The sequence below is a fragment of the Priestia sp. ST2 genome (assembly GCF_055810735.1).
Window position 1 is genome coordinate 360,502 of sequence record NZ_JBVVNT010000004.1, and the last position, 13,255, is coordinate 373,756.

At 37.9% G+C, this 13,255-nt stretch carries 15 protein-coding genes; 8 read left to right on the forward strand and 7 right to left on the reverse strand.

Going from position 1 to position 13,255, the window contains the following annotated elements; translation table 11 throughout:
- Positions 1–199 precede the first annotated feature (199 nt).
- Positions 200–547 (reverse strand): rhodanese-like domain-containing protein, encoded by a 348-nt coding sequence (locus tag AC0KUU_RS19070; RefSeq protein ID WP_033580561.1) that lies wholly within the window; start codon positions 545–547, stop codon positions 200–202.
- 386 nt (positions 548–933) lie between these two features.
- Here AC0KUU_RS19070 and AC0KUU_RS19075 point away from each other — a divergent pair, with 386 nt between their 5' ends.
- The gene (locus tag AC0KUU_RS19075; protein ID WP_162215273.1) at positions 934–1,395 is read left to right on the forward strand and encodes a hypothetical protein; all 462 of its coding nucleotides are present in this window, start codon (positions 934–936) and stop codon (positions 1,393–1,395) included.
- 57 nt (positions 1,396–1,452) lie between these two features.
- Here the strand turns inward: AC0KUU_RS19075 and AC0KUU_RS19080 are convergent, their stop codons facing one another.
- On the reverse strand, positions 1,453–1,605 hold the full coding sequence (locus AC0KUU_RS19080; RefSeq protein ID WP_170960212.1) for a hypothetical protein: 153 nt from the start codon (positions 1,603–1,605) through the stop codon (positions 1,453–1,455).
- A 508-nt stretch (positions 1,606–2,113) separates the two neighbouring features.
- Between AC0KUU_RS19080 and AC0KUU_RS19085 the strand changes: the two genes are divergently transcribed.
- From AC0KUU_RS19085 to AC0KUU_RS19110, 6 genes are all read left to right on the forward strand, one after another.
- Positions 2,114–2,542, forward strand: coding sequence for a PAS domain-containing protein (locus tag AC0KUU_RS19085; RefSeq protein WP_237074405.1), 429 nt, complete (start codon positions 2,114–2,116; stop codon positions 2,540–2,542).
- A gap of 299 nt (positions 2,543–2,841) precedes the next feature.
- On the forward strand, positions 2,842–3,201 hold the full coding sequence (locus tag AC0KUU_RS19090) for an ArsR/SmtB family transcription factor (RefSeq protein ID WP_013057833.1): 360 nt from the start codon (positions 2,842–2,844) through the stop codon (positions 3,199–3,201).
- A 31-nt stretch (positions 3,202–3,232) separates the two neighbouring features.
- Positions 3,233–5,794: a heavy metal translocating P-type ATPase gene (locus AC0KUU_RS19095; RefSeq protein WP_322552237.1), complete on the forward strand. Its 2,562-nt coding sequence runs from the start codon at positions 3,233–3,235 to the stop codon at positions 5,792–5,794.
- 58 nt (positions 5,795–5,852) lie between these two features.
- Positions 5,853–6,473, forward strand: coding sequence for a class I SAM-dependent methyltransferase (locus AC0KUU_RS19100; protein WP_043981436.1), 621 nt, complete (start codon positions 5,853–5,855; stop codon positions 6,471–6,473).
- Between the two features lie 84 nt (positions 6,474–6,557).
- Positions 6,558–7,064 carry a PCYCGC motif-containing (lipo)protein gene (locus AC0KUU_RS19105; protein ID WP_162214555.1) on the forward strand — a complete coding sequence of 169 codons (507 nt, stop codon included), beginning with the start codon at positions 6,558–6,560 and terminating at the stop codon, positions 7,062–7,064.
- 222 nt (positions 7,065–7,286) lie between these two features.
- On the forward strand, positions 7,287–7,604 hold the full coding sequence (locus AC0KUU_RS19110) for a DUF3243 domain-containing protein (protein ID WP_013083905.1): 318 nt from the start codon (positions 7,287–7,289) through the stop codon (positions 7,602–7,604).
- Between the two features lie 47 nt (positions 7,605–7,651).
- Here AC0KUU_RS19110 and AC0KUU_RS19115 read toward each other — a convergent pair whose 3' ends face one another.
- The 5 genes from AC0KUU_RS19115 to AC0KUU_RS19135 all read right to left on the reverse strand — a co-directional run bounded on the left by AC0KUU_RS19115 (position 7,652) and on the right by AC0KUU_RS19135 (position 12,566).
- Positions 7,652–8,497 (reverse strand): N-acetylmuramoyl-L-alanine amidase, encoded by an 846-nt coding sequence (locus AC0KUU_RS19115; protein WP_043981434.1) that lies wholly within the window; start codon positions 8,495–8,497, stop codon positions 7,652–7,654.
- A gap of 427 nt (positions 8,498–8,924) precedes the next feature.
- Positions 8,925–9,548 (reverse strand): LysE family translocator, encoded by a 624-nt coding sequence (locus AC0KUU_RS19120; protein ID WP_013057840.1) that lies wholly within the window; start codon positions 9,546–9,548, stop codon positions 8,925–8,927.
- A gap of 160 nt (positions 9,549–9,708) precedes the next feature.
- Positions 9,709–9,843: a hypothetical protein gene (locus AC0KUU_RS19125; RefSeq protein WP_272911085.1), complete on the reverse strand. Its 135-nt coding sequence runs from the start codon at positions 9,841–9,843 to the stop codon at positions 9,709–9,711.
- Between the two features lie 137 nt (positions 9,844–9,980).
- Positions 9,981–11,624, reverse strand: a complete 1,644-nt coding sequence (locus tag AC0KUU_RS19130) for an APC family permease (protein WP_322552238.1) — start codon at positions 11,622–11,624, stop codon at positions 9,981–9,983.
- 384 nt (positions 11,625–12,008) lie between these two features.
- Entirely contained in the window at positions 12,009–12,566 is a 558-nt protein-coding gene (locus tag AC0KUU_RS19135; protein WP_025751101.1) for a thioredoxin family protein, read from the reverse strand.
- Positions 12,567–12,901: 335 nt separating this feature from the next.
- On the opposite strand from AC0KUU_RS19135, the gene AC0KUU_RS19140 reads away from it, so the two are divergent.
- Positions 12,902–13,033, forward strand: coding sequence for a hypothetical protein (locus AC0KUU_RS19140; RefSeq protein ID WP_013057845.1), 132 nt, complete (start codon positions 12,902–12,904; stop codon positions 13,031–13,033).
- Positions 13,034–13,255 lie beyond the last annotated feature (222 nt).

The window sequence follows — 13,255 nt, forward strand, 5'->3', positions numbered from 1 at the left end:
AAAGGGATTTTTCAAACCTTTTGTCATAAAAATACGCTAAAAGACTCAGTAGCTGTTGAACCAAAAGAAACCGATCTCTGCCCCCCTTCTCATCTTCATAACAAAAAAAGATACCCGTTTTAACACAGGTATCTTTCAGCTTATATATCACAGCTTTCCAAAAGGAAACCCTATAAAGGGTCATTTGCTGTTCTTTTTATTACACACATCTTTCCGCACACATGTATCCCTTGACCTGATACCCATGTTTTTTGAGCTGCCGAATGCTTAAATTTCGGGAAATGCTGTCAGGAACAATTACGACCACTTCTTTATATGGAATTTCCTCATGCTGTCTCTCTAAATAAGGAAGCGGAATATGGATTGCTTTTTGACAGGGGTTTTGTTTCATTTCATGAAAATGACGAACATCTACATACGAAATTGTTGTAGAAGCACAGTCGACGGTCGTCACTTTCTTTATTCCCTGCACCGGCACATAGCGTTTATAAAAACTGTAACAAATTAATAAAAGTAAAATACCTATGCTCATATATAGTATCGCCATGTTTTCCTCCCAATTAATTTCTATACCCCTGTATGTATACTATATTCAAAAGAAAGAATCAACACAGAAGCACTCTATCTCATTTCTCTCTGTAAGAAAAATGGTCTTTTTACACTTTATTATGAAACCACAATAAAGTGACGAAATCAATCATTATTTATTTTGATTTTTCGAAAGATTTAAATACTAGTAAACAGATCGTTTTTTCTTATTATAATGAAGAAACGCAGAATTTTTATTTTCACTTCCCCTTTTCTTTCCAGTTAAAACTGAGGTTCGCTTATGAGTAATACATTAGAACCAATGTTGCACAAACGTCAGAAAAATGATTCTAAAAATGAAGGATGCGAGATAGGATAGTATGAACACGTGAAGGGAGAGATATGATGTTTGATTTGTACTATGTTGTATTATTTACAGATCAAGGTGAGGTAGCAGGCACATGCCCCATCTATATAAGTCCCGAAGAAGACGTTGAAAAAGAACTGTTAAAAAATATCACTTTGCATAAACAAAGGCTGCAGTCAAAAAAAGAAAAAGTGTTTTATTTTGACCAGGATAAAGAGGATATGACAGATTTATCAGATCACTATACACACATCCTTACATTTACTAACAGCGACAGCCAGATTGCAAAATGGCTGGAAGAAGCACATGAAAAGCTGTGCAAAACCGGTGAACTTTTTGTGGAGGACGGTTATTTCCAAAGCGTTTTTATGCAATATATTAATCAAAAAAACAATGTTTTAGAAAATTACTCGTATGACGTTTATGAGAAATCCGTAAAATTCATATATCGAAGGAGAGACTATATTATGATTGGCTCAGAAAAATACGAGTTAACTTAAAAATGCGATATACACCAAAAAGGAAAGCTTCGGAAACGAAAGCTTTCCTTTTTTAGATTAATCTCCGTCAAGGTTTGCCCGACAATTATTATGAGACAAAGAGGTACTTTGTGCTTCATGCTGTTTTTTCTCACCCTGCATTGTCATATCATCTTTTTCCGTTCTTCCTTTAGCGATGTGTTTAGTTTTATTTCCTTGGTTTAATGTCATGTTCATTCCCCTTTCTGGTGGATATAGTGTATGAAAATAACTCACACGCCATAAGAGGAAATGATATGAAAAAGCCCCTCTTAAATTGAGTGAGCTTTCTGCCTAAAACTGCTTTTCCTTTTATTGCTGAATCCGCATGAAAGGATATTCTCTATTTTAAACGTTCGCTTCTCGTTCCTTAGTAAGCACCAAGCTTTTACGCTCTGAGGATAAATTTTATACACAATAATAAATCGCTGTGTCAAACACCCTTTATCGTCCATATAAATAATTTCAACAGGTCGTTTTGAAGAGTAGCTTTCTTGAAGTAGCTGTCGCATAGAATTCGCTCCTTTAATTTTTAGTTTATCGAACATATGTTCTTTTTTTCAAGTGTTTTAAACTGAATAATTCTTTAGCTTTTACAGCTTAAAACGGGGAAAAGCATGGGGAAAATAATAAAAATCATACAAATATTAGGTAATTGTGATATGGTAAAAGGGATTACTTAAGTTGGGAGAGGTGCATGATGGAAAGTAACATACTTAAATGGATCCCCGTTCCTTACTTTCAATTAAATCAAGAAGGTGAAATCCTTCATTTTTCTAGTCAAGCACATTCTTATTTTTCTTCAGTCTCCAGTCTGTGGAGCATTATTCATAAAGACGATCGGAAACAAGCAATGTGGATGCTGTCACAGCACTCCTCATCTAACCCCATCATCAGGCATTTGCGTTTGAGAACGACCGATGATACATTTGTGAATTTTAAATGCACGATTCATTGGAAAAATGGTGTAGGGCATTTAGTATGTACCGAAAAGAAGAATGTCAAGGATCCGTTAGATGTTGTATTATCTGCTCAATCCTATTTAGAAAACTCGGACAAACGATTAAAAGAGTCGGACAAGGTGTTAAATAATGCAGCAGATTTATTATTTAACCGATTAAAACGCTAATTAAGTAAACAAAGTCTAAGCTATATTTCATTATTTCTATCATTTTTAAAATCATTAAAAGGCTACCTATAGGGGTGGCTTTTTGTTTTGTTCTGCATGTAAAGTCATTCTCTTTTCGCCCGCACCATTTAGTACAGAGTACATACACTAATAGGCATACTTTCCATATTTATTCTTCCTATATTTATGTTTTGCTCAGAAAAAAATTCCGAATACTCAATAAATGTTTGAACATTTTTAAAAATTGACATATATTATAAACAAACAATCATTTGAATGTTTGAATGAAGGAGGAAATCATGCCAAAAGACCGCTGTGATATTTATTGTTTTAATGAAGAAAAAGTAAATCGTATTAAGCCTGCCATCGATGCCGAAGCTGTTCAAGGGGTTTCTGCCCTGTTCAAAGCGTTAGGAGATGAAACGAGGCTTAAAATTGTCTTGGCTCTGTATAAAGGCGAGGAATTATGTGTATGTGACGTAGCCAATATTGTAGGCTCTACAGTTGCGACTGCTTCTCATCACTTAAGACTGCTGCGTAATATAGGAATTGCCAATTATCGCAAAGAAGGAAAGTTAGCTTTTTATTCTTTAAGGGATGCACATATTAAACAAGTAATTGATATCATGTTTGCTAAAAAAGAAGACGTAACCATTTAAGTTTTTTTTACCGTATAGGGAGTGGGACATAATGAAACACGAAGATAAAAAAAATCATCAGCATACCGGAAGCTGCTGCAGCGAATCTTCTTCAACAGAAATTGAAAGCAAGACCTGCTGTTCCTCTTCTTCAGAAGCCGCTTCTACTGAAGAGCCTTCTTCCTGTGGCACAAAGAGTCATGAACACAGTCACAGCTGCTGTTCAGATACGATTGTGTTAACGACCGATAAAGGCCAGCATTCTTGCTGCAGTGATCACGATATAGTACCAGGCGACGGTGACATAGAAGAAACGGCTGAATACCGCGTATATGGAATGGATTGCCCTTCCTGCGCCGCGACGATTGAAAAAAGTTTAAAAACATTAAACGATATTCAACACGTAACCCTAAACTATAATACAGGAAAGCTCCAGGTAGCGGCGGCAAGTGAGTCAGCTCTGTCACTCATTCCAAGCTCAGTAGAAAAACTAGGGTTTAACATTGAGGCTATCCAATCAAATAAAAAAATGAAAACGTATTTGATTGAAGGAATGGACTGCGCGGCTTGTGCGAACACGATTGTGAATCATTTAAAAACAGTTCCTGCTGTCAAAGATGTACGCGTTAACTTTTCAACGGGAAAAGCACAAATTGAGCACGATAACGAAGCCGATGACATTATTAAAGAAGTATCTAAAGCTGGGTATACAGCTACTTTAATAACCAGCAGCAGGCAGTCTGCTGAGTCGCGGCACCATAAAGGGCAAAATGGACCGATTGTTTTTTCGGGTATTTTCATCGCATTAGGTTTTATCGGTTCTCATACAGGAATTGCTTCTTATATGACAACTGTACTCTACGCTATTGCCATGATTGTCAGCGGATATAAGCCGGCTAAAAGTGCTTATTACGGAATTAAAAGCCGTTCTTTAGACATGAATGTTTTAATGACCGTTGCAGCACTTGGAGCAGCTGTTATTGGGGAATGGCTTGAAGGTGCTACGGTCGTTTGGCTATTTGCTTTAGGTGTTGCTCTGCAAACAAGGTCGATTGAACAAACAAGAAACTCGATACGAGGTTTGATGGACTTAGCTCCTTCTGAAGCATGGGTGAAAGAAAACGGCCAGCTGATTAAAAAAGCAGCGGAAGATATTTCAATCGGCACTACGATTGTCGTAAAGCCAGGAGACCGAATTCCGCTAGATGGTGAAATTATAAACGGCGAATCCAGTATCAACCAAGCTCCTATTACAGGTGAATCTATTCCAGTTGATAAAGTAATCGGTGATACGGTTTATGCAGGCACCATTAACGAAAGCGCATCGTTAGAAATTAAGGTAACAAAGCTAGTGGAAGATACGACGATTTCTAAAATTATTCATTTAGTGGAAGAAGCACAGGAGAAAAAAGCGCCTACTCAAGCATTTGTTGATAAATTTGCAACCATTTACACGCCTATCGTCTTTATTTTAGCTTTATTCATTATGGTCATCCCTCCCCTGTTTGATGGTGCATGGAGTGAGTGGTTTTACAAGGGGCTTGAATTATTAGTCGTGGCTTGTCCATGTGCGCTAGTCATTTCTACTCCCGTCGCCATTGTATCTGCGATTGGAAACGCGGCGAAAAATGGCGTGCTCATTAAAGGCGGGACGTTTTTAGAAAAAGCTGGTGCAATCAATGCGATTGCTTTTGATAAAACAGGAACGCTAACAGAAGGCAAACCAGCCGTTTCAGAGGTTGTTTCCCTTTCTGCTGAAGAAAATCAGCTTTTAGCGATAACAAAAACGCTTGAAGACTATTCGAATCACCCCATTGCCCGTGCTATCGTGGATTATGCAGAGGAGAAAAAAGTCGGTTCTTTACAAGGATCAAATTTTAAAATCCTTACAGGAAAAGGCGTGCAGGCAACAATTCAAGAAACGGTTTATTACGCAGGTAATGCAAAATTATTCTCAGATTTAGAAACACCTCTATCCCACTGCTGGGCTCATATTGAAAAGCTTCAAAACGAAGGTAAAACGATTATTATTGTCGGAACAGCTAAAAGTGTTCTAGGTATTATTAGCGTAGCTGATACCATCAGACATACAACCGTATCTGCTTTAGAAAGCCTCAAACAAAACGGTATGCAGCAAATTGTGATGTTGACTGGTGATAACGAAGGAACAGCTAAAATGATTGCTTCTCAGTCTCGGATAGACCGCTATTTCGCCGATTTGATGCCTGAAGATAAAGTGAAAGCCATACAGCAGCTTCAAGATGAAGGCTATCAAACGGCTATGGTTGGAGATGGGATTAATGATGCCCCTGCTCTAGCTACTGCTGATCTTGGAATTGCAATGGGCGGTGCTGGTACTGATACGGCTATGGAAACAGCTGATATTGTTCTCATGGCAGACAATTTAGAAAAGCTTCCTCATACGATGAAGCTAAGCCGCAAAGCGTTAGCTGTCATCAAACAAAACATTTGGTTTTCTATTATTGTTAAAGTCATTGCCTTAGCTTTTATCTTTCCAGGATGGCTTACTCTGTGGATTGCCGTCTTAAGCGATACAGGAGCAGCGCTACTTGTTATTTTAAACAGTCTTCGCTTACTCAAAATGAAAAATTAAATGTAATCCGTAAGCTTTTCAGCAGGCGTTGGAAAGCTTATTTTCTAGGAGGGTTTACGTGAATAACCGCTGGAATCAATTTATTTATAAGTGTTGGGCTCCTTTTTACGATGTGTTTTTTAATAACGGGATGTTTTATCGAGCCAGAAAAAAAGTCTTTCAAGACGTCCACTTTTCATCTGAACAGCGCATTTTATTTGTAGGTGTTGGAACGGGTGCAGATTTAGCTTTTATTCCTCATGAAGTAAATGTAACAGCCATAGACTATTCCAGTGAAATGCTTCAAAAAGCAAAAAATAAATACAAAAATCCATCTATAACCTTTCACCAAATGGACGCTCAGCAGCTAACATTCGACTCTTTTTCGTTTGATGTAGTTGTAGCAAGCTTAATTCTTAGCGTAGTACCTGATGCGGAGCAAGCTTTAAAAGAAATGACAAGAGTAGCAAAGCCTAAGGGAACTATCCTGATTTTTGATAAATTTGAAACTAAAAAGAAATCAGCGGCTTTTCCTAAAAAAATATTCCGCCCCTTCGTAAAATTACTAGGAACGGATATTGGACTCTCTTTTGAACATGTGTTTGAAGCAAGCCGGGATCAGCTTATCTTGAAGGAGAATTCAAGCGTCATGTTGAAAGGTATGTATCGGAAAATTAGTTTGCAGAAAGTTGATGAATGACTTCAAAGACGAATGATGCCTTTTTCACATGATGGATGTACATACTATTGTCTAGCTTTAATTGAAGAAAGGATGAACATTTTAATGATAAAATCAAAGGTCATAACAGTTGTCCTTGCAGCAAGCATGGTCTCCGGCTGCGGAAACGAAAGTAAAGAAAGTTCAGGCAGCAAACGTACAGAAGCAACACAACATGAAGAACATCAGCAGCACACATTAGGTGATAAACGAGAAGAAACAAAAAATAGTGAAACTCTTCCCTCTTTTCTAAGTGACAAGCCCGAAGACATGCAGCTTATTTATGCAGCCGCTGCTAAGCATCAAACCTTACTAGAAAACATTCCTTGCTACTGCGGATGTGGAGAAGAGGCTAATCATCAAAACAACTACGACTGTTTTATCTTCGAAAACAAAGGAAACGGCGCAGTGACGTGGGATGATCACGGAACAAAATGCGGCGTCTGTTTAGAAATAGCGGCTCAAGCTGTAGTAGACTACAGCAAAGGCAAAAGCATCGAAGACATTCGCCAAGAAATCGATGATAAATATAAGGAAGGCTATGCCCCGCCTACTCCTACGCCCCAGGTATGATGCTTCAGTATAAAATAAAAATTAGTAAAAGACTTTGATTTCTTTATTCAAAGTCTTTTACTAATTTTATTATTGGTTGATAAAATCTCGGTTGACCTCACCTTTTTAAGTCCTTGTAAAACGCCATAATGTAAAAATAACACATTTGGACGTTTATTTACTGAATCCTCAGGGAATATGCTTTCTAACACCCAAATATAACCATGAGAGGAGAAAAAAACTATGAGTAATTCTGTAGAAACAAATCATTCAGCAAAAGTTGAAGGAGCAATTAATTCTATGAGCGAGGAGAAAAAAGAGGATATTCTCTCTAGCTTCGAAGGATTCAAAAGTTATCTAGGGGACAAGGTCTCAAAAGGCGAAAAGTTAGGGATGAATGAAGAACAGCTTGCTAAAACAGCTCAAAAAGTAGCTGATTACCTTGCCAAACATGAAGAGCCGCGCAATCGAGAGGAAAACCTGCTTCACGAACTGTGGAAGGTTGGAGACAAAGAACAGCAGCATCACCTTGCCCATATGCTTGTAAGATTAGTTCAATAAATAAAAAAGATGACACGGCAGCGTGTCATCTTTTTTATTTGCAGATATTAAACAGCTGGAATGATAATTTGCTGGCCAATTTGTAATTTTGCAGGATCCACACCAGGATTTGCATCCTGCAGCTGCTGAACGGTCATGCTATATTTTTTCGCAATGCTATAAAACGTATCTCCCGCTTGTACAGTATACGTAGCGACAGGAAGAACAATTTGCTGACCAATTTGCAATTTTGCAGGATCTACGCCAGGGTTTGCATCCTGCAGCTGCTGAACGGTGATATTATACTTCTTTGCAATGCTATAAAATGTATCTCCAGATTGAATGCTATAGAATGTAACTCCATTAGAAGATAAGTTTAAATACTTAGCAATTCCACGCGCGTGCGCTTCTCCCACTTCCCGAAGAAACGTAGCGTTTTTTAATTTTTCAGCGTCGGCTGTCGTATCGATAAACAAGTTTTCTGTTAAAACAGCTGGCATATTTGTTTCACGCAGTACAGCGTAATTAGCCGTTTTTAAACCGCGATCTGCAACCGTTCCAAATTTCTGCATGGTTGTTAAAATTTCCGTGTGCAGTTCTTTTTGTAAAAGATAAGATTGACTTCCCTCTTGTGATGGATACCGATACGTTTCAAATCCAGTACCGCTGCCAGCATTGATATGCATAGAAACAAAAATATCTGCTCCCCATGCATTAGCCCGGTTCGCTCGATCTGATAATGAAACAAACACATCGGTTGAACGAGTTACCTGAACATCTACGGAATAGTTATGTTCTAAATACGCCCGCGCGTGTAGTACAAGCTGCAGCGTAATATCTTTTTCACGCAAATTATTTCCTAAAGCTCCTGAATCTGTACCGCCGTGTCCTGCATCTAGCCATACTTTTTTCATGTGAACCTTTCCTTTCAATCATAATATGAAAGAACTTGTGATTAACACCGGCTTTGCCTGATGATTTATCTCTCATTCTATATATATATGTAATTGGACAAGAAGGGTTCGTCCCCTTAAAACATTCAAAAAAATTCACACAAGAAAGCAGGATTTCGCTAGGTATTCTCCGCTGTTTTAAAGCACAAAATAAAGATGAACAAATGGGATACATGAGCTGGACTGCTTGTTACACCGCTGTTGATTTCCGTGCAAGGCTTCGTTTTTCCCTCCAATCACCAGCTAGAAGCAACTGCATACATGAAACCTACTTTTACCATAGACATAAAAAATCCGAGCGAATTGAATTTATCGCTCGGATCTTCCTTTAACTAACGTCCACGCCTTTTAGTGCAGATAAAAAGCAGGTTCGCCATCTTATCTCCTGCTATTTCTCACTAAAAGCAATTTTTAAGCCAATAAGCGTAAAGATAGAGCCTTGCACGAGATTAAGCCGCTTAGACAGAGCTGGAGATTTTCGCAAAAACTCCCCTACTTTCCCTGCAAATAGACTAATTAACGTAAAAATAATCAGCGCTTGAACTAAAAATACGGCGCCGTAAACGAGCATTTGCTGTGTGGCATGTCCGGTTGAATGATTAACAAACTGAGGTAAAAGAGCAAGAAAAAAAAGCGAAACTTTTGGATTTAGCAGATTCATAATCACTCCTTTTTTATATAGCACCTTGTACTCAACGGCTTCTTTGTTTTCAACAGCGAGAGCGGAATCTTTTGCTGTAAACGTCTTATAAGCCAGATATAACAAATAAGCTGCTCCAGCGTATTTTACAATAGCAAACGCTAAAGCCGATTGATAGATAACAGCCGATAGACCCAATGTTGCTGCAGCTATATGACCAAGCAAGCCCGTACAAAGCCCTAATGAAGTCGAGATTCCTGCATATCTACCGTTTGATATGCTTTGTGCTAAAACAAATAAGTTATCAGGTCCAGGCATAACCGTAAGCAAAGCGGCTACGCCTAAAAAAGAAGTGATTGATACGATATCCATAAGTCGTTCTCCCCCTGCATGATTTTGCCCACCATTATAGCATTTTTTACTATCTAGTATTCAAAAAAATAAAATTCATCCACAAAAGAAGAGGCTGGGACATAACTAAATCAATCTAATCTAAAGACAAACAAATGGGATACATAAGCTGGACTGCTTGTTACACCGCTGTTGATTTCCGTGCAAGGCTTCGCTTTCCGCGGGCGGCCGGTGAGCCTCCTCGTCGCTTGCGCTTCTGCGGGGTCTCACCTATGCCGCTTTTCCCGCAGGAGTCTTCGCCTTGCCCTCCAATCAACTGCTAGAACCAACTATACACATAAAATCTATATTCAACATAACAACAAAAAAACACGAACTACCAATCAAAAAATAATTAATAGTTCGCATTTGACTTCAACTGAAATACTTTTTTCCCAGCCTCATTTTTACTACTTATTTAATTTGTTTTTCTATGATCTGTTCTTTAGCTGAGGCAGTCTGTGCTTCCGCTGCTTTCATTTCATTATTAACATCGATTGCTTCTTTTAAATACTCAGTTTTGTATCCGCTTTTAAGTGCCCAAGCATAAAAGAAAAGTGCAACAATTGCAATAAGACCCATATCCCAGCCGTATTTAATAATATTGAGTCCCCCGAACTTTTCACTTCCTATCCAAGAGATTGTCATCATACATAATAAGTAGACAATCATCCAAACGCCAGCTCGGAAGTTTTGACCAAAGCCTTTCCATTTTGATTTTGCTTGGTAATAAAAATAAATTGGCAAACCAATTAAAATAATAAATAATACCTGTCCAGTTAACGGCCATCTTGCCCAGTAAAGAGTAAGTGAAGCAAAAATAAATCCAAGAGCCGCTATTACGCTTAACCCTTTTATACGTAAAGGTCTATAAAGATCGGTCCCCGTTTTTCTTAACGTCATAGCGGTAATAGGACCGGTAAGATATGAAATTAATGTAGCTACAGAAATAATTTCGGCTAATATCCCCCAGCCTCTAAATAAAAATAAAAAGATGAATGAGACAAATAAATTAAAGAACATGGCTTGACGGGGAACTCCGTAAAGCGGATGAACTCTTCCCAGTATATTCGGCAAGTATTTATTTTTTTCCATACCATAAATCATGCGTGACGTGGTAGCTGTATACGTAATACCTGTTCCTGATGGTGATACAAAAGCATCGGCATATAAAACAATAACAAGCCAGTTAATATTTAACGCAATCGCTAAATCGGCAAACGGCGAATTAAAGTTAAGATGACTCCATCCTTTTACGATTTCTGAAGGATTTACCGCTCCAATAAATGCAATTTGAAGCAATACGTAGATCACGGTCGCAATTAAAATGGATCCTACTACCGCAATCGGAATAGAGCGACCCGGATTTTTCGCTTCTCCCGCCATATTAATAGGGCTTTGAAAACCGTTAAAAGCAAACACAATCCCAGACGTAGCAACAGCTGTCAAAACGCTTGCCCATCCATTTGGAGCAACGCCTCCTGCAGAGGAGAAGTTTCCTCCGTGAAACCCTGCGAATAAAAGAGCACCAATTGTAAGCCCTGGAATTATAATCTTAAAAACAGTAATAAGTGAATTAGCTTTCGAAAATAAGCCTACGGTCCAATAATTTAAAAGAAAATAAATGATTAATAGTCCTGTAGCAATAGCCAAGCCTTTTCCCGTAAGAATCCCGTTTTCTACTAAACTGCCTGTCCATTTCGCCCACTCCCACGGCCATGAACTCATATACTGAACAGAAGCAACGGCTTCAACAGGAATAACCGATACGATTGCAATCCAGTTTGCCCAAGCCGCAATAAAGCCAAGAAATGAGCCGTGCGAGTATTGCGTATATTTAACCATACCTCCTGCTTCTGGAAACATCGATCCTAGTTCACTGTAAGAAAGAGCTATAAATAAAATAACAACCATTCCAATAATCCAAGAAGCAATTGCTGCGGGGCCTGCAATTTGAGCAGCTCTCCATGCTCCAAACAGCCATCCTGATCCAATAATAGATCCAAGGCCAACCATCATGAGAGAAAACGTTCCCATTTTTCTATGTAAGTTATTCATGTATCTAACACCTTTCTTCTATATTTTCTGAGAAGTGAGTTATTAAGCGCTTTCATTAAATTTAAAAAATAAAATTCATTTTGAACTTTAAAAATGCTGCTTAAAAATACTAACCAAAAGCTTTTCCATTCATTTACGCGCCCCCTTTCTTCATTTATTATTTGTTATTATATCATCATCAAGTTAAAAAGTACGCGTTGTGAATAAAAAATATTTTTATTTTTAGAATTTTGTGCTTTTTTTTAATTAAAAGTACGCGTTTTGAACACTAACATTCATAAGAGCTGCCTTTCCCTTGAAGTGATATACAAACGATCTTGTTGCAATAACCAGAAAAAAAGCAGGATAAAATGAATGCTTCATTTTATCTTGCTTTCTTTTAAGTTATTTCACAACAGCTAATACCGTTTCTTTAAAGCTGTTATAAACATACGACCAAAGAGCCGGTTCTTCTTTATATCTTGTTCGTAACGAAGAAAAGACTTCTTTTTGCTTTTCTTCAAACGAAGGATCTTCTTTTGAAGGAAGCGTGGCACGAAGCTCATCGACGATTTGCTGAACTTCGGGAGCACGGGGGCCCCACTTCCCAAGTAACGTCCCTTCATTATTAAAAATTAAAATAATCGGAATGGCACGCCCTCCGTTTGTTAAGTGACGGTCAATTAATTCGGTGTCTGCATCTCGCAGTGCAACGCGCACATCGATACCGGCAGCTTCAGCTACTTTACGAATGATTGGGTTAATCATCATCGCATCTCCGCACCAATCTTCAGTAATCGCTAAGAAATGAAGCTTGTGAGCCTTTAATTTGTCAGCCAGTCCATCTTTAGGAAGCTGAAATTGTTCATAAACAGCTAAACTTTCCTCTTTTAATGTACTCATGTCGTTCATATATGTTTGGATTGATTTTCCTTCTTCAAAATACTGCTGTTCTGTTTTCATCAAAATCCCTCTTTCTTTTTTGTATACGAATAGATGAGATGTAAAAATTCGGTTTACTCTTTTCTATACGCACTACTAGTATAGCTTTTAAGCACAGTGAATCAAAATATAAAAGTCAGCGCTTTTTTTAGCCTGCGACAGGATTTACAAAACTTCAATTTAAAAACAGCACATTGAGATGTTATAAAAAAAGAGAATGGGGTACATGTACACTATCAATGTAACAAATTTTAAATCTTTGTGAATATTTGAGAATGTTTATTGTGTAACCGTCATCTTTTGATTATGATAATGATATGTTAGCTACTTGACTAAATATGGAGGATGAGGCAAATATGAATCAATCCCCGCATGAAAAGCGAAAAAAACGCAAACAGTTTGTAGAACGTTTAAGGCTAAAAGGAATCAAAATAGAGCTGACAAAACCGCGCTCTCACTTTTCTTCACTATCCTTACTAAAATCATAACTCGTAACCACCTTTTTCTAAAGCGGAACGGTATCGAATTTCAACTATCTATGCTAAGGCTTACATATCATTTCAAAAAGAACAGCTTCTAAGTGCTGTTCTTTTTTGATACTTTTTTATATTTCTGCCTCTGTTTAAAAAAATTATAAACCTTTTTCTTTATTTCCTCCTTTTTCTATCTAGGGCTTTCCACTCCCTTTCGTACGGTGTTCTCAAAATATA